Below are 23,244 nucleotides of genomic sequence, written 5' to 3' on the forward strand. Positions count from 1 at the left end.
TCAGTGAGCGTCACGGTACGTGTCCCCGCCAAGGTCAACGTCCAGCTGGGGGTCGGCGGACTGCGCGCCGACGGCTTCCACGACCTGGCCAACGTCTTCTTCGCGGTCGCCCTCGGCGACGAGGTGACGGCGACGCCGGGCGAACCCGGTCAGGGCGTCACGCTCGGCTGCACCGGACCCGACGCCGGTGTCGTCCCGCTGGACGGCAGCAACCTCGCCGCCCGCGCCGCCCGGCTGCTCGCCGCCCACCACGGCCTCGCCGAACCCGACGTCCACCTGCACATCGCCAAGGCCATCCCGGTGGCCGGAGGCATGGCCGGCGGCAGCGCCGACGGCGCTGCGGCCCTGGTCGCCTGCGACGCGCTGTGGGGACTGGGCACCTCCCCGGAGGAGCTGCTCGGCCTGGCGGCGGAACTCGGCTCGGACGTGCCGTTCGCCCTGGCCGGCGGCGTCGCCCTGGGCCGCGGCCGCGGCGAGATCCTCGAACCGCTGCCCGTCACCGGCACCTTCCACTGGGTCTTCGCGGTCGCCGACGGCGGCCTCTCCACCCCCGCCGTCTTCCGCGAGTGCGACCGTCTCCGCGAGGAGGCCGGCACCGGCTCCACCGACACCGAGGTGCCCACCCCCGACGCCGACCCGGCACTGCTCGCCGCCCTCGCCGACGGCGACGCCGTCGCCCTGGCCGCCGCGCTCGCCAACGACCTGCAGCGGGCCGCGCTGTCGCTGCGGCCCGCACTCGCCGACACCCTGCGGGCCGGCACCGAGGCGGGGGCGCTCGGGGCACTGGTCTCCGGCTCCGGCCCGACCTGCGCCTTCCTCGCCAAGGACGCCGACGCGGCGGAGGCCGTCGCGGCCGCGCTGCGGGCCTCCGGCAGCTGCCGGGCCGCGCACGCCACCCACGGGCCGGTCCCGGGGGCGGCCGTCCTCGGAGGCTGAGGGGGCGGGACCGGGGACGGGGCCGCAGGGCGGAACCGAGGCGGGGGCCCGGTGCACGGAGTCGGTGCACGGAGTCGGGCAGGCGTACGGGAACGGACCGGGGACGGGGCCCGGGCCCGAGGAGCCGGGAGGCCTCGCGCGCCGTGGCGCCGGGCCCCCGTGACGGCGTGGGCCCGACCCCGGGGAAAAGCTCGGCGGCCGGGTCGGCCGGGGCGGCCCACTAGGCTGGGGAGGATCGGGGCTCCGCCCGAGCCCCGAGTCCTCGAACCCTGGAGCGCAGCACACGTGGCCGTCAACCTCGCCACCATCGAGTCCGTCACGAAGGTCTACGGCACCCGGGCCCTTCTGGACGGAGTCAGCCTCGGCGTCAGCGAGGGCGACCGGATCGGCGTCGTCGGACGCAACGGGGACGGCAAGACCACCCTGATCCGGATGCTCGCCAAGCTGGAGGAGCCCGACGGCGGACGGATCACCCACTCCGGCGGCCTCCAGCTCGCCGTCCTCACCCAGCACGACTCGCTCGACCCCGAGGCCACCATCCGGCACGAGGTCATCGCCGGCCGGGCCGACCACGAGTGGCTCGGCGACGCCCGCATCCGCGACATCATCGAGGGCCTCTTCGGCGGCCTCGACCTGCCCGGCTTCCCCGACGGCCTGGACACCGTCATCGGCCCGCTCTCCGGCGGCGAGCGCCGCCGGATCGCCCTCGCCAAGCTGCTGCTCGGCTCGCCGGACCTGATCGTCCTCGACGAGCCCACCAACCACCTCGACGTCGAGGGCATCGCCTGGCTCGCCAAGCACCTCCAGGCGCGCCGCTCCGCACTCGTCTGCGTCACCCACGACCGCTGGTTCCTCGACCAGGTCTGCACCCGGATGTGGGACGTCCAGCACGGCGCTGTCCACGAGTACGAGGGCGGCTACTCCGACTACGTCTTCGCGCGCGCCGAGCGCTCCCGCATCGAGGCCGTCGAGGAGCAGAAGCGCCAGAACCTGGCCCGCAAGGAGCTCGCCTGGCTGCGCCGCGGCGCCCCCGCCCGCACGTCCAAGCCGCGCTACCGGATCGAGGCCGCCAACGCCCTGATCGCCGACGTCCCCGACCCGCGCGACAAGAGCGAGCTGATGAAGTTCGCCAACGCGCGCCTCGGCCGGACCGTCTTCGAGCTGGAGGGCGTGACCGTCAAGGCCGGTCCGAAGCTGCTGCTGGAGAACCTCACCTGGCAGCTCGGCCCCGGCGACCGGATCGGCCTGCTCGGCGTCAACGGCGCCGGCAAGACCTCGCTGCTGCGCGCGATGCGCGACGCGTACGCCTCGGAGGGCGACGTCCAGCCCGCGTCCGGCGTGATCAAGGTCGGCAAGACGGTCCGACTGGCGTACCTCTCCCAGGAGGTCGCCGAGCTCGACCCCACCATCCGGGTGCTCCAGGCCGTCGAGCAGGTCCGTTCGCGGGTCGACCTCGGCAAGGGCCGCGAGATGAGCGCCGGCCAGCTCTGCGAGCAGTTCGGCTTCGGCAAGGACAAGCAGTGGACGCCCCTCGGCGACCTGTCCGGTGGCGAGCGGCGCCGGCTCCAGCTGCTCCGGCTGCTGATGGACGAGCCGAACGTGCTCTTCCTCGACGAGCCCACCAACGACCTCGACATCGAGACGCTCAACCAGCTGGAGGACCTCCTCGACGGCTGGCCCGGCTCGATGGTCGTCATCAGCCACGACCGCTTCTTCATCGAGCGGACCACGGACGTGACGTTCGCGCTGCTCGGCGACCAGCGGATGCGGATGCTGCCGAACGGCGTCGACGAGTACCTGGAGCGGCGGGCCCGGATGGCCGCCGCCGTCGCCGCGGCCGCGCCCGCCGCCGCATCCGGAACCGCCGCCGCGGAAGCCCCCGGGCTCTCGGCCGGCGACGCCCGGGCGGCGAAGAAGGAGATGCAGAAGCTGGAGCGGCAGATCGCCAAGCTGGACCAGAAGGAGTCCAAGCTGCACGCCCAACTCGCCGAGCACGCCGCCGACTTCTCCAAGGTCGCCGAGCTGGACACCCAGCTGCGGGCGGTCCGGGACGAGAAGGAGGAGCTGGAGCTGAGCTGGCTGGAGCTGGCCGAGCAGGTGTAGCCGGCCGAGGGACCGGATCCTGAGGGGGCGGATCCTGAGGGGGCGGATCCTGAGGGGGCGGAGGGGGCGAGGCGGGGGTCGGGCGTGGCGGCGCGGCGCGGCCGCCGGGGCCTGTCGGCGCCTACGGGCTCCCGCTGAGGAGCGTGTCCAGCTCGTCCGCCGCACGGCCCAGCGCACTGCGCGCCGGGTCGTGCGGCCGCGTCGGACGCGCCGCCGCACGGGTGGGCGGACGATGCGCACGGGCCGCCGCCGTCAGATCGTCCAACGCCCGCCGCACCCGGTCCACCTCCACCGGATCCGGCACCCGGCCCCCGTACCGGCGCTGCGCCGCATACGCCGCCACCGCCCCGCTCAGCCGCTCCAGCGCGGCCGTCGCCGGCAGCCACCGCGCGGCCAGCCGCCCGGTCGGCGGCGGCTCGGACAGGCCCAGCTCCACCTCCGCCCGGGCATCGGCCAGCGCCCGGTAGGCCGTCCGGCGCAGCCACACCTCGGCGAGCGGTTCCGGACCGTCCTGCTGCGCCACCGAGGCCAGGTAGTCCTTCAACGCCCCCGCCGCGGCCACCAGACGCGGCTCGATCCGGTGGCGGGCGCGCTCCGGCCAGAGCAGGTAGCCGAAGAGCAGCACGATCGCGCTCGCGAGCACCGTGTCCAGCAACCGGGGCCAGAACTCCGCCGCCCCGCTCTGCCCGCCCAACTGCAGCAGGACCAGCGCCATCGGCGTCATCACCACGGTGTTGAGCCCGTAGTGCGCCGCCGTCGCGTACGGCAGCAGCGCGACACAGAGCGCCGCGATCCCGGTCAGCGCCCAGGCGTCCGTGGTCAACAGGAGCAGTCCCGCCGTCACCGCCACCCCGAGGACCGTCCCGACCGAGCGGCTCACCGCCCGCAGGAACACCGAGCCCAGGTCGGGCTTCAGCACGAAGGCGATCGTCATCGGCACCCAGTAGCTCCTGCTGAGCGGCAGCGCGGCCGTGACGGCCGACCCGACCGCGATGCAGAGCGCCACCCGCAGCCCGTACCGGACCGAGGCCGGCGACAGCAGCCGCACCCGCAGCCGCCACGGATCCGGCGGCGGGACCGGCGCGGTGCCCAGCACGGCCTCCCGGCCCGCGACCGTCTCCGCCGCCGCCCGCAGCGCCACGTCCAGCGCCCGCCGGGACGGCGTGTCCGGCAGCCAGTCGGGCACCGGCACCTCGCCGCCGCCCCGCTCCACGGCCCGCGCCAGCAGGGCGGGCACCGCCGCGACCTCGGCCGGCACCGGCCGCCACGCCCACAACAGCCCGGCCGCCGCCTCGGTCGCCGCCAGCGCCGCCTCGTACATCCGGCGCAGCCGCACCGTGCGCGGCGAATCCGGCAACCGGGGACGGGACGGGGGCAGCAGGTCCTGCACCTGGTTCAGGCGGGCCGTCAGCACCTGGCGGGAGGCCGCGCCCTGCGGCGTTCCCAGGTCCGCCAGTACCCGGCCCAGGGCGTCGTACGCGGCCGCCAGCGCACGGTTGCGCGGATCCGCACCGGGCAGCCGGTAACTGCGCAGCGGCAGCCCCAGCAGGACCACGAACGCCGCACCGGCCAGCATCATCGGCGCCGCCGCCCACCACGGGTGGGGCAACGGCATGCCGCTGCCCAGCGCGGCGGACACCAGGAGCAGCATGCCCGCCGCCGACCCGCGCGGGCCCGTCGCGCTCAGCGCACCCGAGACGAAGGCCGTGACCGTCAGCGCGGCACCCAGCGCGAGCGCCGTCGGACCGAGGTGCTGCAGCGCCGTCCCGATCAGCATGCCCAGCGCCGACGCGAGGACGGCGCCCCCGATCCGCGGCGCGCGCAACCGGACCGGCTCGATGCGGTCGTTCATCGTGGCGTGCATGGCACCCAGCCCGGCGAACACCGCGAGGTCCAGGCGGTCGGTCAGCAGGCCGACCGCCAGCGGCACCGCCATGCCCAGCGCGGCGCGCACCATCAGGGCCAGCGGCAGCGGCGGCCGCGCGGGCCGGGCGGCGCGGGCCCACCAGGGGGAGTCGGCGGGCGGGGCGGCGGTCACGTGGCTGCATCCGATCTGCGGCGGGGCCCGCCTCGAAGGGGACGGGGCGGCCCGGGGTCGCTGCTGTGCGACATTGCGCGGCAGATGAGGTCGTACCCGGTGGAACCGGACGCGGCCAGTCTATCCGCCGGGACGCCGGGGCCCCCTGGACGCGGTGGTGGGTGGTGGGCGGCCCCGTGCCGTGCAGGGCGTCCACCGGGGCGCGTGGGAGTACCCCGCACGTGTCAAAGTTCGTACCGATCGCGTACAGGCGCGCCAAGGGATCCGCCCGCCCGACGGGGGCCGTGGCTACCATGACCGCTGTGACGTCCACCCCGAAGGGCGGACGGCTCCGCCGGGTCGGACGGCGCGACCCCGTCGGACCTGTCCAGCCTGCACGGCCGCGTAGTTGACGGTGTGTCGCGGTGCGAAGCCCAGGGAGGCGCCCCGCGCACGGGGGAGAGGTGGAGACTGTGCCAGGCGAGGCCGGACCGGGCGGCGCCGGACGGGCGGACGGCCCCGACGGTGAGGTGAAACCGTGGCCGCTCGACGACGGCTGGACCGGCAGTACGGCAGGCCGGGCCCAGGTGGACGGCAGCGCCACCGCACTGGTGGCGGCGTTCGGCTCCAAGGACGTCGAAGTCGAACTCGACACGTTGGCCACCTTCAAGAAGCAGGTCGACGCGCTGCTGGCCTCACTGGAGGGCTCGGAAGCGGCCCAGCACAAGGTCAAGGAACAGAAGCTGACGGAGGGGAACCTCGGTACCGGCTTCAGCGAGTCCAAGGACCTGATGGCCGCGTACGACAGGACGCACGCGGCCATCGCACGGCTCTCGAAGGCCTTCGCGGACCAGATCGCCACGATGAGCACGGCGGTCGCCCAGACGGCGGGCGCGTACGGGAGCAACGAGGAGCAGCAGACCGCGACGGCCAAGGCGGTCGCGAGGAACGCCGACACCTACGCCCCGGCGGCCGGACCGAACGGGCCCGCGCCGAAGCAGGGCGGCGGTGGTTCCTTCTCATGACGACGGTCCACGGGAAGAGTTCCATCCTCACGGGGGGCAACTGATGGCCGGAGGGACACACTTCGAGGGGATCGAGCACGCCAAGCTCAAGTCGATGGTCATCGACAGCGATCCGTCGAAGGTGGCCGGCCGGGGCAACCAACTCAAGGCTGCCAGCCGGGTCCTGGACGACCTCAGCCGGGCACTGGCCGCCCACCTGGGCCGGATCCAGTGGGAGGGGCCGGCCGCCGAGGGCTTCAAGACCTGGGCCACCGACCTGAACAAGTCGGCCGCCATGATCAGCGAGTTCTCGAAGGGCGCCGGCGACGCGATGGTCCAGGCCGGCGAGGCGCTGAGCACCGCGAAGACCGGAGTGCCGGAACCACCGACGACCGACATCGACACGGTCTCCCGGCATTCCAAGCAGCCCTGTCTGAAGCCATCGGCGGTGACCGTGGCCGGGATCGGCAACCCGGCCACGATGACCGACGCGATCATGAAGAAGGAGAACCCCGGCTGGGTCTCCTACGCGGAGGCCGCGGCGGCCCAGAAGCGGATCGATGCCGCGCACCAGGAAGCCATCCACCAGATGGAGAAGCTGGCACAGGCGTACGACGCGGCGATCACCAAGCTGAACGGGCTCAAGTTGCCGGATCTGCCGGGGGCAGCGAGCGACAACGGCGGTGTCGGGGGTAGCGACGCGGTCGCGGTCGGAGGCGGTGGGCATGTCGGCTCCGGTGGCGCCGTTCGTGGCTCGCGAAGCGTTGCCTCCGGCTACAGCGGAGGTGGAGGCTATGGCGGTGCCGGCGGATCCGTGACGCCGCGTCCTTCCGCACCGGCTCCACAGGGGCTGGGCTCACAGGGACACGTTTCGCCGATCCGGCAGCACGGTGGCGGATCGGTGCCGCTGCCGCACGGCCCGGGGGCGGCCGGACCGTTCACACTCCCGCCGTACCCCGCCGGCCACCCGGGGGCCGGGTTGGACGGCCTTCCGCCCGTGTCGACCCTGCCCGGTCAGACTGGTCCGGCGGGTCCCAACGGCGGTGGTCCCGTGCCGCCGTACACCCAGGGAGGCAGCTCAGGCCATCCGACGGTGCCCGGCGGCGGCCCCGTCCCCTACCCCGGCGGGCCTGCTCCGTTCGGAGGCATTGGGTCGATCGGTGACGGCTCCGTCCCCGTCAAGGGTGGTGGAGGGGCGCTCCCGTCGAACCGGGCGGGTGCCGTCGGCGGCAACCTGCCTGCCAAAGGCGGCGGTTCGGTTCCGGAAGGCACCACCGGCCCGGTCTTCGGGTCCAGGGAGGCGCAGGGTCGGTTCGGTGCGGCCAGCGGCCAAGGCGGCTTCGGCGGGATGGGTGGCGGTGTCCATCCGGGCATGGGCGGCTACGGCGGTGGTGGCGCTGTGGTCGGAGGAGGTCCGCGCAGCCGGGGCCCCGCTTCGACCGGCGGAGGTGTGGTCGGTGGGCAGAAGAGCCCAGCGGCTGACGGCGAGTTCACGCCGGGCGGCAGCGGCCTGCGCAACCGGGCCGCCGCTGCGGGAGCAGCGGCGGAGAGCGGGGCGCGTCAGGCCCCGAGCGGCATGATGGGGCCGGGCGTGATGGGCGGCCCGGCTGATCGGCGCGGGCGCGAGCGCCGCCGGGCCGACTACCTGTACGAGAACGAGGAGACCTGGACCGGCGGTTCTTCGAAGAGCAACCCCGGCGTGGTCGAGTAACCAGCCAACGACTGCCCGGCCACTGGGCTCACCCCGGTGGCCGGGCAGACCTGTCCGGGGCGTGTCCTCGCCTGGCGGGCAAACCGACGAGGGAGCTGTGGTGCGGCGGACGGACGTACGGGTAAGCGGGCGGGTGTTGGCCGTAGCGGTGCTGGCGGCGGGAATTGCCGCTGGTCCGACTGGCCCTGCGGTTGCGGCGGATTCGATCCGTGATCAGCAGTGGCACCTGGATGCCATGAAGGTCTCGGAGATCTGGAAGATCAGCAAGGGTCAGGGCGTCACGGTGGCCGTGATTGACAGCGGCTTCAAGCTTGACCATCCGGACCTGGTGGGGCAACTACTTCCGGGGCAGGACCTCAGTGGTCTCTCGGGAGGAGTGGGGGAATATACGGAAAGTCACGGAACCGAGATGGCCGCTTTGGTGGCGGGATCCGGGAAGGGGCTTGGAGGGAAGGGGGCTTACGGCCTGGCGCCGGGGGCTAGGGTGCTGCCGATCAAGATCAAGAATAACGACAACTCTGCTGGTGTCAGCACCTCGGAATTTCTGAGGCAGATCAACCGGGGTGTCGTTTATGCGGCAGATCATGGCGCCAAGATCATCAGCATCTCCCAGGCGACGTCGGCTTCGAGTGTGTCGAATCAGGACATCGATGAGTTGAAGGAGGCCGTTGCGTACGCGCGTGCCAAGGGAGCTCTTTTGGTCGCAGGTGTGGGCAATTCTGCGCAGGCTGGAAACCCCGTCAAGTTCCCGGCGGCGATTCCTGGTGTTATCGGCGTGGGTGCGGTGGATCGATCCGGGATGGTCACGGCCGAGTCGGAGCAGGGGGCGCAGGTTGACCTCGCGGCGCCGGGTGTCGAGATCTACAACGCTTGTACCGCGGATTCTGGTTATTGCAAGGGCCATGGTACGTCCGATGCGACGGCATTGGTTTCCGCCTCGGCGGCTCTGGTGTGGTCGGCACATCCGGAATGGACCGCGAATCAAGTCGCGCGGGTTCTGATCAACACTGCGGGGAAGCCCACGGACGGATCCAATCGGAATGACATCGTCGGCTACGGCATTGTTCGGCCGAGGGTCGCACTGACCGAGCCGGGGGATCCGGGGCCGGCGGATGTGTATCCGATCCCGGAGCAGGCGGTCGGTGGGACCTCGCCCGCTCCCTCCTCCTCGGCCCCGTCTGTTCAGACGGGGCCGGCGGTGCCCGCGCCGGTGCCGGGGGAGGGGGGTGCTCCGGTCGGCGGGCCTGCGGTGCGGCCGGTGGCCGAGGAGCAGTCGGATTCCGGTGTGGCGGTGCCGATCGTGATTGCCGGCGCCGGGGGGCTGGTGGTGCTGTCGGTGGTCGGCGGGGTGGTGTTCGTGAGGCGGCGGCGGTCGGCGTAGTGCCGGGTGTCGGGCGACGGTCCGTACGACCGGCGTGCGGGGCGGCGCGTGGTGAGGGGAGGGCGCCGGTGTCACCCGGGTGGGTGCTGGTCCGGTGGGCGGAGTGGTCGTCAGGGTGGTGGTATGGGTGCGAAGGGACAGATGCGGCGGGCTGCGGCTGCGGCGCTGATCGGTACGGCGATCGAGTTCTACGACTTCTTCATCTACGGGACGGCGGCGGCGCTCGTCTTCGGCGGGGTGTTCTTCCCGGAACTGGGTGCGGTGGGGGCGCTGTTGGCGGCCTTCTCGGTGTACGCGGTGGCGTTCCTGGCGCGGCCGCTGGGGGCGGTGGCGTTCGGGCACTTCGGGGACCGGCTGGGGCGGAAGACGACGCTGGTGGTGTCGCTGCTGCTGATGGGCCTGTCGACGGCGGCGGTGGGGCTGTTGCCGGGGTTCGAGGTGTGGGGCTGGTGGTCGCCGGTGGCGCTGGTGGTGCTGCGGGTCTGTCAGGGGGTGGGGCTGGGCGGCGAGTGGGGCGGTGCGGCGCTGCTGGTGGCGGAGAACGCGCCGGCCGGGCGGCGCGGCCGGTACGGCGCCTATCTGCAGTTGGGGCCGACCAGTGGCTTCGTGCTGGCCAACGGCGTGTTCCTGGGGCTCCAACTGTGGCTGGACGAGGCGGCGTTCCGGTCCTGGGGCTGGCGGGTGCCGTTCCTGGCGTCGTTGGCGCTGGTGGCGGTGGGGCTGTTCGTGCGGCTGCGGGTGGAGGAGACGCCGTTGTTCAAGGGGGAGGCGCGCACGGGTGCGGAGCGGGCGCCGGTGGTGGAGGTGTTGCGCGGGCACTGGCGGACGGTGCTGGTCGGCTGTGGTGCGATCACCGTGGGGTACGCGCTGTTCTACCTGACCACCACGTACGCGTTGGCGTACGCCACGACCGGTCTCGGCGTGCCGAGCACGGTGGTGCTGTCGATGCTGCTGGCGGGCGCGGTGGGGAAGGGCGTGACGGTGTGGCTGAGTGCGCGGCGCAGTGACGTGTGGGGGCGTCGGCGGACCCTGCAGGGGGCGACCGTACTGGCGGTGGTGTGGGGGCTGGTGCTGTTCCCTCTGCTGGAGACGGTGCGGCGGCCGCTGATGTTCGTCGCGCTGGCGGGGGCGATGGTGGTGCTGGGGTGTCTGCTGGGGCCGTTGGCGGCGTTCCTGCCGGAGTTGTTCCCGACCCGGGTGCGGTACACGGGGGCCGCCCTCACGTACAACCTGGGCGGGGTGGTGGGCGGGGCGACCACGCCGCTGATCGCGACCAGGCTGACGGACGCGTACGGCACGGCGGAGCCGGTCGGCTGGTACCTGGCGGTGTGGGGGGTGGTGGCGCTGCTCTGTCTGCGGCTGCTGCCGGAGACGAGCGGGACGGATCTGGCGGTGGCCGGGGCCCACGGCGGGCGCCGTCGGGCATCCGCGCTGGGGGCCGGGGCAGGGGTGGATCCGGCGGCGTAGGGCCTGGTCGGCGGGGTCGGCCGCCCGGGAGCCGCGGCCTCCCGGGCGGGCCGGGATCCGGTGGTGGCCGGGGGCGGAGCGGAGGCCGGTCGGCGTCGGTCCGGAGGGGTCGATCGGGCGTGCGGAAGGGGGTGAACGCGGTGGGCCGGCCGGCCCGGGTCGATTTCCCTTTCCGGTCCCGGGCCGTGTAGTGTCTTCCTTGTTCGAGCGAGCGAGCGGTCAGCGAGCAAGCGGGAACAGAGTGAACAGGCCCCTATAGCTCAGTCGGTAGAGCGTCTCCATGGTAAGGAGAAGGTCTGCGGTTCGATTCCGCATGGGGGCTCGGCAAAGGACCTCCGCCATCAGGCGGGGGTCTTTTTCGTGTATCCACCCCCGTGGCGGCGGTGAGACGGCCTAGCAAGTCGGGTACGGAATGCGCTGTGATGGTGCGTCATCGGCCGCCCGCCCCGACCGGGTGGGGGCGCGGGCCGGACGCCGATCTGGAGGGCCTCATGGGTGTTCGACTCGTGGTGGTCGACGACCACCGGCTGCTGGCGGAGGCGCTGGCCACCGCGCTCCAGCTGCGGGGTCACCGGGTGCTCGCGGTCGGTTCGCCGGCCGCGTCGGCGGCCGACCTGGTGGTGGGTCGGAGGCCTGAGGTGTGTCTTCTCGGGGTGGCCGCACCGGCTGATCCGGGGGCTTTCGAGGGGTTGCGCCGGATCCGCCGGGAGCGGCCCGAGGTGGCCGTCATCGTGCTCGGCCCGGTCGGTGAACTGCGCGGTGTGGCAGGGGCGTTCGCGGCCGGGGCGGCGGGCTACGTGCCGAGTGACGAGCGGATCGAGGTGGTCGAGCGGGCCATCGCGCGGGCTCGGGCGGGTGAGGCGGCGGTCGCCGTGGAGGTGCTCCGCGGCGCCTTCGACCAGTTGCTCAGGCCGGCGGCCGAGCCGGACGACGAGGCGGTCCGGCTGCTCCGGCTGCTGACCCGGCGCGAGGTCCAGGTGCTGGCCCGGATCGCGGACGGCGAGGACACCGCGGCGATCGCGGCGGGGATGCGGATCGCCGCGAGCACGGCGCGGACGCACGTCCAGCGGGTGCTGATGAAGCTCGGCGCGCGGACCCGTCTGGAGGCGGCCGCGGTGGCGGCGCGTACCGGGCTGCTGGACCGGTTGGCCCGGCCCTGAGGGCGGCGCCCGCCGGTCCGGACGGCCGGTCCGGGGCGCGGGGCCCGGTGCGGGTTCGCGGCCACGGCGGGGCCGGCGGGGACGGAGTGCGCGGCGCGAGGTGTCGTACGGGTGGCCGGGGGGTGTCCGGGCGCACCGAAGCGGGGCACAGCGGACGCGAGGGGGAGTGCCCGGTGGTCCGGAGCACCCCTGCGGGCCAGGGAGAATGGCCGCAGTCGTACGTACGTCTCCGATGGCCCGCCGACGGCGGCGGACCATCGTCCGCTGGAGGTCGAGCATGAGTAAGTACCTGGTCACGGGTGGCGCCGGCTATGTCGGCAGCGTGGTGGCCGCCCACCTGCTGGAGGCGGGTCACCAGGTGACCGTCCTGGACGACCTCTCCACCGGCTTCCGCGAGGGCGTGCCGGCCGGTGCCGAGTTCGTCGAGGGCCGGATCCAGGAGGCGGGCGAGGTCCTGGACGCCTCCTTCGACGGTGTGCTGCACTTCGCCGCCTCCTCGCAGGTCGGCGAGTCGGTCGCGGACCCGGAGAAGTACTGGCGCAACAACGTGGCCGGTTCGCTGGAGCTGGTCGGCGCGATGCGCGCGGCGGGCGTGCGCAAGCTGGTGTTCTCCTCCACCGCCGCGACCTACGGCGAGCCGGAGTCCGTGCCGATCGCCGAGAGCGCCCGCACCGCGCCCACCAACACCTACGGCGCCACCAAGCTGGCCGTCGACCACCTGATCACCGGCGAGGCCGTGGCCCACGGCCTGGCCGCCGTCTCGCTGCGCTACTTCAACGTGGCCGGTGCGTACGCCTCCTCCTCCGGTGTCGCGTTCGGCGAGCGGCACGACCCGGAGTCGCACCTGATCCCGCTGGTGTTCCAGGCGGCGCTCGGTCAGCGCGAGCACATCGCGGTGTACGGCGACGACTACCCGACCCCGGACGGCACCTGCATCCGCGACTACATCCACGTCGCCGACCTGGCCGACGCCCACCTGCTGGCGCTGGACGCGGCCAGGCCGGGCGAGCACCTGATCTGCAACCTGGGCAACGGCAGCGGCTTCTCGGTCCACGAGGTGATCGAGTCGGTCAAGCGCGTGACCGGCCGGGAGATCCCGGTGCAGGTCTCCGGCCGCCGCGCCGGCGACCCGGCCGTCCTGGTCGCCTCGGCCGAGCGCGCCCACAAGGAGCTGGGCTGGACGCCGCGCCGCCCGAACCTGGACGACATCGTCGCCGACGCCTGGAAGTTCACCCTGGAGAAGAACGGCCGGTAGGTCCGACAGGCAGAGCACCCGGTCGAACGGGCCGGGCACGGACGGAGCGCCGCCCCCGCAGGCAGGGGGCGGCGCTCCGGCGTTCCCGGCGGCTGCGGCACGGCGTCGGCCCGGCTGCGACACGGCTCCGGTCCGGATCCGACGCGGCGAAGGAGCCGGGCGCCGGGGGCCCGAGGTGCACCAAGTCGCTCCGATTTCCCACCTCTTGACGAAACTTCACCAAACCCCCACCGGGTCGGCGCCCACCCCGTACGCTGATTCCGGTACCGGTGGGGGTCGGCACCTCAGCACTCCCGGGTACCCGGGGGGTTGGCGGCGCAGGGGTGCCCGGACGGCGGCGGCAGGGCCGGGGCGCCGCCCCGGACGCGGCCGGAGCTGAGCAGGGGGGAAGTGTCGATGGGACGGATCCGCGTCCTGGTGGTCGACGACCACCGGATCTTCGCCGAGGCGCTCGCCGCGGCGCTCGCCGCGGAACCCGATGTCGAGGTCGGCGCGGCGGGCAGCGCGGCCGCCGCGGAGCGGGCGCTGGAGCGCGCCGCCACCGAGGGACGCGCCTTCGACGTGGTCCTGGTCGATGCGGACCTGGGGATCGCCGAGGCCGGGGCGGCCGCGCGCAGGACCCGTCAGCCGGGTGTCGACCCGCCGCCCGAAGTCCTCCGCCGAAGGCCCGCCGCCCTGCCGTCGCCCCGCCGTCCGGCCGCCGTGCCCGGCGGGCCGGGCGCCCAGGGCACGGGAACGTCCGGCATCGGCGGCGCGCCCGCCGTCCGCTACCCGACCGCCCAGCGCCCGGCCGCTCACCAGGCCGGTCCGCACCAGGCCGGTCCGCACCAGGCCGGTCCGCACCCGGCCGGTCCGCACCCGGCGGAGTCCCATCCGGTGCTCCCCGCCGGCGCGGGCGCTCCCGCGGCGCCGTCGGCCACCGCCCCGGTGCCCGACGGCATCACCCTGTTGGTCCGGGCCCGCCGTCACCACCCCGGCCTGCGGGCGATCGTCCTGGCCACCGCCGACGACCCGCACCGCGCCGCCCGCGCCCTGCACGCCGGTGCCACCGGCTGGGTGGCGAAGGAGAGTTCGCTGGCCAGGCTGTTGGCGGTGATCCGGGGTGTGCTGAGGGACGAGACGCACCTGCCGCCCGCGCTGCTCACCGGCGTCATCCGGGAGCTCACCACCGCCCGCCGGGACCGCACCGAGAGCGAGCGCCTGGTCGACACGCTCACCCCGCGGGAGAAGCAGATCCTGCGCTGCATGGTCGCCGGTCTCGGCCGGCAGGCCGTGGCGGAGCGGCTCTACCTCTCCCCGCACACCGTCCGCACGCACATGCAGAACGTCCTCGGCAAGCTCGGGGTGCACTCCACCCTGGCCGCCGTCGCGGTGGCCCGCCGGGCGGGTGTCAGTCCGTCCGAGCCGGCCGCTCCCGCAGCCCCGCCGTCCGTCGCCACGACCACAGCTCCCGGCGCCGGCTGATCCGCCCGTCTCACCGTCGTACCGGGCTCAGGTCCGCCAGGTCAGGGAACTCCGGAGGACACATGTCGTCGCACAGCACTTCCGCACGCCCGCACACGGCCCAGGAGGGTGAGGACGGGGGCGTGAACGCCTCGGACGAGCTCCCGGGAGCCCCGCGACCGACCCCGCACGCCCCGACCTCGCACGCCCTGACTCCGCACGCCCCGGCCCCGCACGCCCCGGCCGCCCCGCAGGCGGGGCTGCGCACCCTGGTGATCGGCGCCGGTGCGGCCGGCACGGCCCTGGTCCGCGACCTCGGCCGGACACCCGACTTCGGCCTCGCCCCGATCGGCCTGCTCGACGACGACCCCGCCAAGGCCGGCCGGTCGGTGGACGGCGTCCCCGTCCTCGGCACCCTCGCCGAACTGACCGGCCTCGCCGTCCGGCACCGCGTCGAGGCGGTCGCACTGGCCATCCCCGGCCTCGCCCCGCAGCGGGTCCGGGCGCTGGCCACCGCCGCCGCCGCGGCCGGCGCCGCCGTCCGCTACCTGCCGTCCTTCCTCGCGGCGCTCCGGCGCGAGGTGGTCGGTTCCGACATGCGCAGCCTGGACGTCAACCGGCTGATCGGCCGGCACGAGGTGCACGTGGTCTCGGCCGACGTCCGGGACGTGATCGAGGGCCGGCGGGTGCTGGTGACCGGCGCCGGGGGCTCGATCGGCAGCGAACTCTGCCGCCAGGTCCACGCGTTCAACCCGAGCGCGCTGTACATGCTCGACCACGACGAGTCCAATCTGCACCGGCTCCAGCTGGAGATCTGGGGCGAGGCGCTGCTCACCGACGAGTCGCTGGTGATCGCCGACATCCGGGACCGGCCGCGGATCCAGCAGATCTTCCGCGACCTGGAGCCCGAGGTGGTGTTCCACGCCGCCGCGCACAAGCACCTGCCGCTGCTGGAGCGCCACCCCAGTGAGGCGGTGAAGTCCAACGTGCTCGGCACCGACCACCTGGTGGAGGCGGCGTTGGCCACCGGGGTGGAGCGGTTCGTGCTGATCTCCACCGACAAGGCGGCCGATCCGACCTCGGTGCTCGGCGCCAGCAAGCGGCTGGCCGAGCTGATCGTCCAGGCCAACGCCCGGGACGCGCGCAACCTCGGCACCGGGGTGTTCTCCGCCGTCCGGTTCGGCAACGTGCTCGGTTCGCGGGGTTCGCTGCTCTCGGTCCTGGCCGAACAGCTGCGCAGCGGAGGGCCGGTGACGATCACCCACCCCGATGTGACCCGGTTCTTCATGACCATCGAGGAGGCCGTCGGCCTGGTGCTGGAGTCCGGCCGGATGGCGCGCGGCGGCGAGGTGTTCGTGCTGGACATGGGCGAGCCGGTGCGGATCGTCGACCTGGTGCACAACTTCGCCGAGCAGGTGCAGCTGGGCCGGGACGAGGTGGAGATCCGCTACACCGGGCTGCGGGCGGGCGAGAAGCTCAACGAGGCACTGTTCTCCGAGGGGGAGGAGCGGCTGCCGACCGCGCACGACCGGATCTACGCGACCCTGGCCGAGTCCGGCTCCGGACCGGAGGACCTCGCGGGCGGGCTGACCGGGCTGTACGGGGCGGCGGCGGTGAACAGCGACGGCGAGGTGCGCCGCCGGCTGGCCGAGTTGCTGCCGGGCTACCGGACGCCGGACCCCGTGCCCGCCCCGGTGCCGGCGCTGAGCACGCCCTACCCGGACGGGTTCTGAGGTCCGCCCCTCGGGTGTCCCCCGGGCGTACCCCGCGGTGACGGATCCTCAGGCGCCGCCCATCGGGTCGGGGGCTGCCTGGTCGGGGCCGCCGGTCAGGGGATGTTGTCGAAGGGTGCGACCAGCTGCCGGAGCAGTCCGGCGAGTTCGCCCTGCTGGGTGCCGGTCAGCTGGGCGAGCAGCTCGCGCTCGTGGGCGAGCAGTCCGGCGAGCGCCTGGTCGGCGCGGTCGCGTCCGTCGTCGGTGAGCCGGACCAGGACACCGCGCCGGTCGTCCGGGTCGGGCAGCCGCTTGACCAGGCCCTTGCCGGTGAGCCGGTCGATCCGGTTGGTCATGGTGCCGGAGGTGACCAGGGTCTGGGTGAGCAGCTGGCCGGGGGAGAGCTGGTACGGGGAGCCGGCCCGCCGCAGCGCGGTCAGGACGTCGAACTCCCAGGGCTCCAGCCCGTGCTCGGCGAAGGCCGCCCGGCGGGCACGGTCGAGGTGCCGCGCGAGCCGGCTGACCCGGCTGAGCACCTCAAGCGGTTCCACGTCGAGGTCGGGGCGCTCCCGGCGCCATGCTGCGACCAGCCGATCGACCTCGTCCTCCATGGCGATCAGTGTATCGGGGGTTGTGTCGATGTGAAGTCTCTTGACATCGAGAAATCCAGGGCGGAAGCTGCGACTGGATATCTTGATGTCGAGATACTTGAGAGGTGGGCCATGCCCTCGCCCGTCTGGGACCCCGGCCAGTACCTGCGCTTCGCCGACGAACGGACCCGCCCGCTGCGCGACCTGCTCGCCCGCGTCCCCGCGCTGCCGGACGAACCCGCCCCGACCGTCCTCGACATCGGCTGCGGACCCGGCAACTCCACCGCCGTCCTCCGCGAACGCTGGCCGGGAGCCCGGATCACCGGGATCGACAACTCCGCCGAGATGCTCGCCGCGGCCCGCGGCGGGGCGGGCGAGCCCACCGCCGAGTACCTGCTCGCCGACGCGGCCGACTACGACCCGGCCGGTGCGGCACCCGACCTGATCGTCTCCAACGCGGCCCTGCAGTGGATCGGCTTCGACCCGGAGCACGGGCCCGCGGACGGGCACCTCGGCCTGCTGCCGCGCTGGGCCGCCGCGCTCGGGCCCGGCGGGGTGATCGCCTTCCAGGTGCCCGGCAACTTCGACTCGCCCAGCCACCTGCTGCTCGCCGGACTCCGTCGGAGCCCGCGCTGGCGCGAGGCGCTCGGCGCGGACGCCGCCCGGGCCGGGGTCCACGGACCGGACGACTACCTGCGGGTGCTCGCCGACGCCGGCTGCACCGCCGACGTCTGGGAGACCACCTACAGCACCCTGCTCACCGGCGCCGACCCGGTGCTGGAGTGGGTCAAGGGCACCGCGCTGCGGCCCGTGCTCGGCAGGCTCACCGATCCGGCCGACCGGGCGGCCTTCCTGGCCGAGTACGGCGCACTGCTCCGCGAGGCCTACCCGGCGGGGCCGCACGGGACGGTCTTCCCGTTCCGCCGGATCTTCGCCGTCGCGGTCAGGCGGGGCTGAGCCCGCCCGGGCGGGGCCGGGCCCGCTCAGGCCTTGCGGTCACCGACCAGCTTGGGGTGCCGCTCCATCCCCTCCAGGCCGTGCCAGGCCAGGTTCACCAGGTGGGCGGCCACCTCGGCCTTCTCCGGCTTGCGCACCTCCAGCCACCACTGGCCGGTCAGTGCGACCATCCCCACCAGCATCTGCGAGTACATCGGGGCGAGCCGGGCGTCGAACCCCCGCGCCTTGAACTCCAGCCCCAGGATGTCCTCGACCTGCGTCGCGATGTCGCTGATCAGCGACGCGAAGGTGCCCGTCGACTGGGCGACCGGGGAGTCCCGGACGAGGATCCGGAAGCCGTCCGTCGACGTGTCGATGTAGTCCATCAGCGCGAACGCGGCCTGCTCCAGCAGCTCCCGCGAGTGCCCCCCGGTCAGCGCCCCGGTCACCATGTCCAGCAGCAGCTGCATCTCGCGGTCGACCACCACCGCGTACAGCCCCTCCTTGCCGCCGAAGTGCTCGTACACCACGGGCTTGGACACCCCGGCCCGCTCGGCGATCTCCTCCACCGAGGTGCCGTCGTAGCCGCGCTCCGCGAACACGATGCGGCCGACCTCCAGCAGCTGCTCCCGCCGCTGCTTGCCGGTCATCCGTACCCGGCCGCCCCGGCGGCGCGGTGCCGGCGCAGCGCCCTCCGCCCCGGCGGCGGCACGCGGACGGGCCTGCGCCGGATCGGGCGCCGCGTCCGTCCGCGTGCTCTGGTGGCCGCCTGTGTTGTCTGCGCTGCTCCCGTTCACCCCTACATCATGCTGCAGGCGCGCCCTCATGCGGCGCGGCGGGCGGCGATCCGCTGTGCGTCCGGCCAGCGGACGTCGCGGGCCCAGCCGGCCAGCTCGAACCAGCGGATCAGCCGGGCCGAGGAGTCGATCTGTCCGCGCAGGACGCCGTGCCGGGCCGAGGTCGGGTCGGCGTGGTGCAGGTTGTGCCAGGACTCGCCGCAGGAGAGGACGGCCAGCCACCAGACGTTGCCGGAGCGGTCGCGGGAGCGGAACGGCCGGTCGCCGACCGCGTGGCAGATCGAGTTGATCGACCAGGTGACGTGGTGCAGCAGGGCCACCCGGACCAGTGAGCCCCAGAAGAAGGCGGAGAGCGCGCCCTGCCAGGAGAGCGTGACCAGTCCGCCGACCAGCGGCGGCAGCAGCATCGAGATGGTGGTCCAGAGCCAGAACAGCCGGGAGATCCGCCTTATGGCCGGGTCGCGCACGAGGTCCGGCGCGTACTTGAGCTGCGGGGTCTGCTCCTCGTCGAAGAGCCAGCCCATGTGGGCCCACCAGAGGCCCTTGAGCAGGGCCGGGACGGTCTCGCCGTAGCGCCAGGGCGAGTGCGGGTCGCCGTCCTTGTCGCTGTACCGGTGGTGCTTGCGGTGGTCGGCCACCCAGCGCACCAGCGGTCCCTCGATCGCCAGCGAGCCCGCCACCGCGAGGGCGATCCGCAGCGGCCGGTTGGCCTTGAAGGCGCCGTGGGTGAAGTAGCGGTGGTAGCCGATGGTGATGCCGTGGCAGGTCAGGAAGTACATCACGGTGGCGATCGCGAGGTCGGTCCAGCCGAGCCCCCAGCCCCAGGCCACCGGGACGGCGGCCACCAGGGCGGCGAAGGGGACGGCGATGAAGAGGCCGAGGGCGATCCGCTCGGCGGCTCCCTGGCGCTCGCCGCCGCGGGTGGCGGAGACCCCGGGCGGGGCGGGGGGCTGTTCGGCGGACTGGGGGGTGGCGGTGGAGCGCGGGGATTCTGCGCGCGCCTCGCCTGCCTGGATGGTCATGGGCGTCCCTTGACGGGGAGAGGACGAACGGGGGACAGGACGAACGGGGGCGGTGGTGAAGGGGACCGGTGGTGGGGGGTGCTGGTGGGGCACCGGCGGTGAGGGGCCGGTGGTGCGGTGCGGTGGTGCCGGGCGCCGGCGGTGAGGCCGGGGCGACGGCGGTGAGGCCGGTGCCGGGGTGGGGCGTGGGCAAAGGCTACGTGTCCGTAACCTACGGAATCGTAGGTTGTGCTCCGCCGCCAAGGGAATACGCCGCCGGGCGGCTCTTGAGTGAATTCACCCGACTGGATGGATGACGTCCGCTTCCGCCCCGTGTCGTCACGCGCCCCGCGCGGATCGCCGCCGGTCGGCGGGCCGCCCCGCGAGCGGACCGCCGGCGAGCGGACCGCCGGCGAGCGGACCGCCGGGGGATCCGCCGGGGGATCCGCCGGGGGATCCGGGGGAGGGCCGGGGGCGCCCCCGGGGAGGTCCGCGGGGCGGAACGCCGTTGACGGGCACCGCGGCTGCCTGGTCATCACCGCGCCGGGCCGGGCCCGCCCCGGCCGCCGGATCCGGGCCCGCGGATTGGCACGGTCGATACCCAGGAGGAGGTCGTCTCGGGTAGGGTTTGGGCGACTGTCCGCCGTGGTGTAATGGCAGCACAGGGCCCTTTGGAGGCCTTTGTCTGGGTTCGAATCCTAGCGGCGGAGCCACCTGGCGCCTCGATCTGCGCGTGTCACCCGGCCGCCGGTATTGTCTGGGCTGTCCGGCGGACTGTGCGAAGGCGACCGGCCTGTGTCCCGGCCGGGCTGCACTGCCCCCTCTGTGAACCGAACGAGGAGCCTCCCCCCGTGAGTGCCAATTCGCCTGCCGCCGTTGTCGTGCTCGCCGCCGGTGGTGGGACCAGGATGAAGTCGAACAGCCTGCCGAAGGTGCTGCACGAGGTGTGCGGCCGGTCGCTGGTCGGCCACGCGGTGGCGGCCGCGGAGGAGCTGACGCCGGAGCACCTGGTCGTGGTGGTCGGCCACCTGCGGGAGAAGGTCAGCGAGCACCTGGCGTCCCGTCACCCGGCGGCCCGCGCCGTCGTGCAGGAGGAGCAGAACGGCACCGGACACGCCGTGCGGACCGCGCTGGAGGCGCTGGCCGCCGACGGGGTCGAGCTGGCCGGCACGGTGATCGTCACCACCGGGGACGCGCCGCTGCTGACCGGGGACACGCTGCGCGCGCTGGCCGGTGCCCACACCTCGCAGGGCAACGGTGTCACGGTGCTGACCGCCGTGGTGCCCGACCCCTTCGGCTACGGCCGGATCCTGCGGGACGGCGTGGACGGCGCGGTCGCGGCGATCGTCGAGGAGAAGGACGCCTCGGACGCCCAGCGGGCGATCGACGAGATCAACTCGGGGGTCTTCGCCTTCGACGCCGAGCTGCTGGTGCGGGCGCTCGCCGAGGTCACCACCGACAACGTGCAGGGCGAGGAGTACCTGACCGACACCCTGGAGATCCTGCGCAAGGCGGGCCACCGGGTGGGCGCCGTGGTCGCCGCCGACTACCGGGACATCCTCGGCATCAACGACCGGGTGCAGCTGGCCCACGCCCGCCGGCTGCTCAACGACCGGCTGCTGGAGCGCGCGATGCGGGCCGGTGTCACCGTGGTGGACCCGGCGACCACCTGGTTCGACGTCCAGGTGTCGTACGAGCCGGACGCGGTGGTGCTGCCCAACACCCAGCTGCAGGGCGCCACCCACCTGGGCGAGGGCAGCGAGGTGGGTCCGAACTCGACGATCAAGGACACCCGGATCGGCGCCGGCGCGCGTGTGACCAACACCACGGCCGACGGCGCCGAGATCGGCGACTTCGCCGCCGCGGGCCCGTACGCGTACCTGCGGCCGGGCGCGAGGCTGGCCCGGAAGGCCAAGGTCGGCACCTACGTCGAGGTGAAGAACTCCGAGCTGGGCGAGGGCGCCAAGGTGCCGCACCTCTCCTACATCGGCGACGCCACCATCGGCGAGGGCACCAACGTCGGCGCGGCCTCGGTCACGGTGAACTACGACGGTGTCAACAAGCACCGCACGGTGATCGGGGCGCACTGTCGTACGGGGTCCGACAACATGTTCATCGCTCCGGTGACGGTCGGTGACGGCGCTTACACCGCGGCCGGGTCGGTGATCACCAACGACGTCCCCCCGGGTGCGCTCGGAGTGAGCCGGGCGCAGCAGCGGAACATCGCCGGCTGGGTCGAGCGCAAGCGCCCGGGGACCGCATCGGCGCAGGCCGCGGCGGCTGCCTCGGGTGACGGCGGAGCGGCTCCCGCGGAGTCCTGACGGGCCGGGTGCCCGTCCGCCGGATGGTCCCGGGGCGGACGGTTTCTGTGCGGGCGCGTAACCTGGGGGTCATGCGTGCGCCGCAGGGCCTACCGCCCGTGTCCAGGCGTACCGACAATTACCCCGACCCCTCTCGCCGGCAGGCTGACGCCTGCCCGCGCGGTGCGGACGGGTTCAGCGTCAGCAACGCGAGGAGACGGTGGCAGTGAGCGGGATCACGACGTCGGGCGAGAAGAAGCTGAAGCTCTTCTCCGGCCGTGCCCACCCCGAGCTGGCGAAGGAGGTGGCCGCGTCGCTGGGTGGGGAGATCGTCCCGACCAAGGCCCTCGACTTCGCCAACGGTGAGATCTACGTCCGCTTCCTGGAGTCGGCCCGAGGTGCCGACTGCTTCGTGATGCAGAGCCACACGGCTCCCATCAACCAGTGGATCATGGAACAGCTGATCATGATCGATGCTCTGAAGCGGGCCTCGGCCCGGAGCATCACCGCGATCCTGCCGTTCTACGGGTACGCCCGCCAGGACAAGAAGCACCTGGGGCGCGAGCCCATCTCGGCCCGGCTCGTCGCCGACCTGCTGCGGCAGGCGGGCGCCGACCGGCTGATGGCCGTGGACCTGCACACCGCGCAGATCCAGGGCTTCTTCGACGGCCCGGTGGACCACCTGTTCGCGCTGCCGCTGCTGGCCGACTACGTGGGCGGGCGGGTCGACCGCTCGAAGCTCACCGTGGTCTCGCCGGACGCCGGTCGGGTGAAGGTGGCCGACCAGTGGTGCGACCGCCTGGACGCGCCGCTGGCGATCATCCACAAGCGCCGCGACATGACGCAGGCCAACACCATCCTCTCGGCCGAGGTGGTCGGCGACGTCAAGGACCGGGTCTGCGTCCTGGTCGACGACATGATCGACACCGCCGGCACGATCTGCGCCGCCGCCGACGCGCTGTTCGAGAACGGTGCCGCGGACGTCCTGGTGGCCGCCACCCACGGCGTGCTCTCCGGCCCGGCGGCCGACCGGCTGAAGAACTCGCGGGTCAGCGAGTTCGTCTTCACCAACACGCTGCCGACCCCGGCCTCGCTCCAGCTGGACAAGGTCACCACGCTGTCGATCGCCCCGTCGATCGCGGCCGCCATCCGCGAGGTGTTCGAGGAGGGTTCGGTCACCAGCCTCTTCGAGGGCGTGCACTGATCCCCGCGGCCGTGCACCGCCCCTCGCGGGCGTGCACCGGCCGACCCGCGCAGGCGGCCCCGGTTCCCTTCGGACCGGGGCCGCCGCCGATTTCGCGAGAGGCCACCGGTCCGGTTAGACTCGTGAAACTGCTCGGCGAGGGATGCCGTGTGCCTGCTTGCCGGGTGCCCGCTCCGTGATCGACGCGCTGCCGGCGCCGGATTCTTCCGGAATCCGGCAGAAGTCGT

The 23,244-nt window shown here is 73.6% G+C and carries 17 protein-coding genes and 2 tRNA genes; 15 read left to right on the forward strand and 4 right to left on the reverse strand.

Annotated features, from left to right (window positions below; all coding sequences use genetic code 11):
* The first annotated feature begins 3 nt into the window (after positions 1–3).
* Positions 4–936: a 4-(cytidine 5'-diphospho)-2-C-methyl-D-erythritol kinase gene (locus OG550_RS21995; protein ID WP_327680103.1), complete on the forward strand. Its 933-nt coding sequence runs from the start codon at positions 4–6 to the stop codon at positions 934–936.
* A 285-nt stretch (positions 937–1,221) separates the two neighbouring features.
* Positions 1,222–3,039 carry an ABC-F family ATP-binding cassette domain-containing protein gene (locus OG550_RS22000; RefSeq protein ID WP_327680105.1) on the forward strand — a complete coding sequence of 606 codons (1,818 nt, stop codon included), beginning with the start codon at positions 1,222–1,224 and terminating at the stop codon, positions 3,037–3,039.
* A gap of 121 nt (positions 3,040–3,160) precedes the next feature.
* On the opposite strand, the gene OG550_RS22005 is transcribed toward OG550_RS22000, so the two are convergent.
* Positions 3,161–5,077: an FUSC family protein gene (locus OG550_RS22005; protein ID WP_327680107.1), complete on the reverse strand. Its 1,917-nt coding sequence runs from the start codon at positions 5,075–5,077 to the stop codon at positions 3,161–3,163.
* A 443-nt stretch (positions 5,078–5,520) separates the two neighbouring features.
* Here OG550_RS22005 and OG550_RS22010 point away from each other — a divergent pair, with 443 nt between their 5' ends.
* The 9 genes from OG550_RS22010 (at position 5,521) to OG550_RS22050 (ending at position 16,210) form a co-directional block, all read left to right on the forward strand.
* A complete protein-coding gene (locus OG550_RS22010; RefSeq protein WP_327680109.1) occupies positions 5,521–6,081 on the forward strand; it encodes a hypothetical protein in 561 nt (186 codons plus the stop codon).
* A gap of 43 nt (positions 6,082–6,124) precedes the next feature.
* Positions 6,125–7,771: a WXG100 family type VII secretion target gene (locus OG550_RS22015; RefSeq protein ID WP_327680111.1), complete on the forward strand. Its 1,647-nt coding sequence runs from the start codon at positions 6,125–6,127 to the stop codon at positions 7,769–7,771.
* Between the two features lie 133 nt (positions 7,772–7,904).
* Positions 7,905–9,152, forward strand: coding sequence for a type VII secretion-associated serine protease mycosin (mycP, locus tag OG550_RS22020; RefSeq protein ID WP_327680112.1), 1,248 nt, complete (start codon positions 7,905–7,907; stop codon positions 9,150–9,152).
* A gap of 123 nt (positions 9,153–9,275) precedes the next feature.
* On the forward strand, positions 9,276–10,619 hold the full coding sequence (locus tag OG550_RS22025; protein WP_327680114.1) for an MFS transporter: 1,344 nt from the start codon (positions 9,276–9,278) through the stop codon (positions 10,617–10,619).
* 249 nt (positions 10,620–10,868) lie between these two features.
* Positions 10,869–10,941 (forward strand) — tRNA-Thr (locus OG550_RS22030).
* Between the two features lie 169 nt (positions 10,942–11,110).
* Positions 11,111–11,779 carry a response regulator transcription factor gene (locus OG550_RS22035; RefSeq protein WP_327680115.1) on the forward strand — a complete coding sequence of 223 codons (669 nt, stop codon included), beginning with the start codon at positions 11,111–11,113 and terminating at the stop codon, positions 11,777–11,779.
* Positions 11,780–12,056: 277 nt separating this feature from the next.
* Positions 12,057–13,034 (forward strand): UDP-glucose 4-epimerase GalE, encoded by a 978-nt coding sequence (gene galE / locus OG550_RS22040; protein ID WP_327680116.1) that lies wholly within the window; start codon positions 12,057–12,059, stop codon positions 13,032–13,034.
* Positions 13,035–13,430: 396 nt separating this feature from the next.
* Positions 13,431–14,498 (forward strand): LuxR C-terminal-related transcriptional regulator, encoded by a 1,068-nt coding sequence (locus OG550_RS22045; RefSeq protein ID WP_327680117.1) that lies wholly within the window; start codon positions 13,431–13,433, stop codon positions 14,496–14,498.
* A gap of 122 nt (positions 14,499–14,620) precedes the next feature.
* On the forward strand, positions 14,621–16,210 hold the full coding sequence (locus tag OG550_RS22050; protein ID WP_327680119.1) for a polysaccharide biosynthesis protein: 1,590 nt from the start codon (positions 14,621–14,623) through the stop codon (positions 16,208–16,210).
* A gap of 95 nt (positions 16,211–16,305) precedes the next feature.
* Here the strand turns inward: OG550_RS22050 and OG550_RS22055 are convergent, their stop codons facing one another.
* Positions 16,306–16,800, reverse strand: coding sequence for a MarR family winged helix-turn-helix transcriptional regulator (locus OG550_RS22055; RefSeq protein ID WP_327680121.1), 495 nt, complete (start codon positions 16,798–16,800; stop codon positions 16,306–16,308).
* A 111-nt stretch (positions 16,801–16,911) separates the two neighbouring features.
* Here OG550_RS22055 and OG550_RS22060 point away from each other — a divergent pair, with 111 nt between their 5' ends.
* Positions 16,912–17,736 (forward strand): methyltransferase domain-containing protein, encoded by an 825-nt coding sequence (locus OG550_RS22060; RefSeq protein WP_327680123.1) that lies wholly within the window; start codon positions 16,912–16,914, stop codon positions 17,734–17,736.
* Positions 17,737–17,762: 26 nt separating this feature from the next.
* Here OG550_RS22060 and OG550_RS22065 read toward each other — a convergent pair whose 3' ends face one another.
* Both OG550_RS22065 and OG550_RS22070 read right to left on the reverse strand, forming a co-directional pair.
* Positions 17,763–18,365: a TetR/AcrR family transcriptional regulator gene (locus OG550_RS22065; RefSeq protein WP_327680125.1), complete on the reverse strand. Its 603-nt coding sequence runs from the start codon at positions 18,363–18,365 to the stop codon at positions 17,763–17,765.
* Between the two features lie 173 nt (positions 18,366–18,538).
* Positions 18,539–19,534: an acyl-CoA desaturase gene (locus tag OG550_RS22070; protein WP_327680127.1), complete on the reverse strand. Its 996-nt coding sequence runs from the start codon at positions 19,532–19,534 to the stop codon at positions 18,539–18,541.
* A 618-nt stretch (positions 19,535–20,152) separates the two neighbouring features.
* Here OG550_RS22070 and OG550_RS22075 point away from each other — a divergent pair.
* The 3 genes from OG550_RS22075 to OG550_RS22085 all read left to right on the forward strand — a co-directional run bounded on the left by OG550_RS22075 (position 20,153) and on the right by OG550_RS22085 (position 23,017).
* Positions 20,153–20,226, forward strand: a tRNA-Gln gene (locus OG550_RS22075).
* Positions 20,227–20,364: 138 nt separating this feature from the next.
* Entirely contained in the window at positions 20,365–21,834 is a 1,470-nt protein-coding gene (glmU, locus tag OG550_RS22080) for a bifunctional UDP-N-acetylglucosamine diphosphorylase/glucosamine-1-phosphate N-acetyltransferase GlmU (protein ID WP_327680129.1), read from the forward strand.
* A 205-nt stretch (positions 21,835–22,039) separates the two neighbouring features.
* Positions 22,040–23,017, forward strand: a complete 978-nt coding sequence (locus tag OG550_RS22085) for a ribose-phosphate diphosphokinase (protein WP_327680131.1) — start codon at positions 22,040–22,042, stop codon at positions 23,015–23,017.
* The last annotated feature ends 227 nt before the right edge of the window (positions 23,018–23,244 follow it).

This window comes from Kitasatospora sp. NBC_00458 (assembly GCF_036013975.1).
Taxonomy (GTDB): Bacteria; Actinomycetota; Actinomycetes; order Streptomycetales; family Streptomycetaceae; genus Kitasatospora.

Bases quoted from the DNA above. Each gene is read 5' to 3' on its own strand.
- OG550_RS22015 (WP_327680111.1), top strand. From the start codon at position 6,125: ATGGCCGGAGGGACACACTTCGAGGGGATCGAGCACGCCAAGCTCAAG.
- OG550_RS22025 (WP_327680114.1), top strand. From the start codon at position 9,276: ATGGGTGCGAAGGGACAGATGCGGCGGGCTGCGGCTGCGGCGCTGATC.
- OG550_RS22035 (WP_327680115.1), top strand. From the start codon at position 11,111: ATGGGTGTTCGACTCGTGGTGGTCGACGACCACCGGCTGCTGGCGGAG.
- galE (WP_327680116.1), top strand. From the start codon at position 12,057: ATGAGTAAGTACCTGGTCACGGGTGGCGCCGGCTATGTCGGCAGCGTG.
- OG550_RS22045 (WP_327680117.1), top strand. From the start codon at position 13,431: ATGGGACGGATCCGCGTCCTGGTGGTCGACGACCACCGGATCTTCGCC.
- OG550_RS22055 (WP_327680121.1), bottom strand. From the start codon at position 16,800: ATGGAGGACGAGGTCGATCGGCTGGTCGCAGCATGGCGCCGGGAGCGC.
- OG550_RS22060 (WP_327680123.1), top strand. From the start codon at position 16,912: ATGCCCTCGCCCGTCTGGGACCCCGGCCAGTACCTGCGCTTCGCCGAC.
- OG550_RS22065 (WP_327680125.1), bottom strand. From the start codon at position 18,365: ATGACCGGCAAGCAGCGGCGGGAGCAGCTGCTGGAGGTCGGCCGCATC.
- OG550_RS22070 (WP_327680127.1), bottom strand. From the start codon at position 19,534: ATGACCATCCAGGCAGGCGAGGCGCGCGCAGAATCCCCGCGCTCCACC.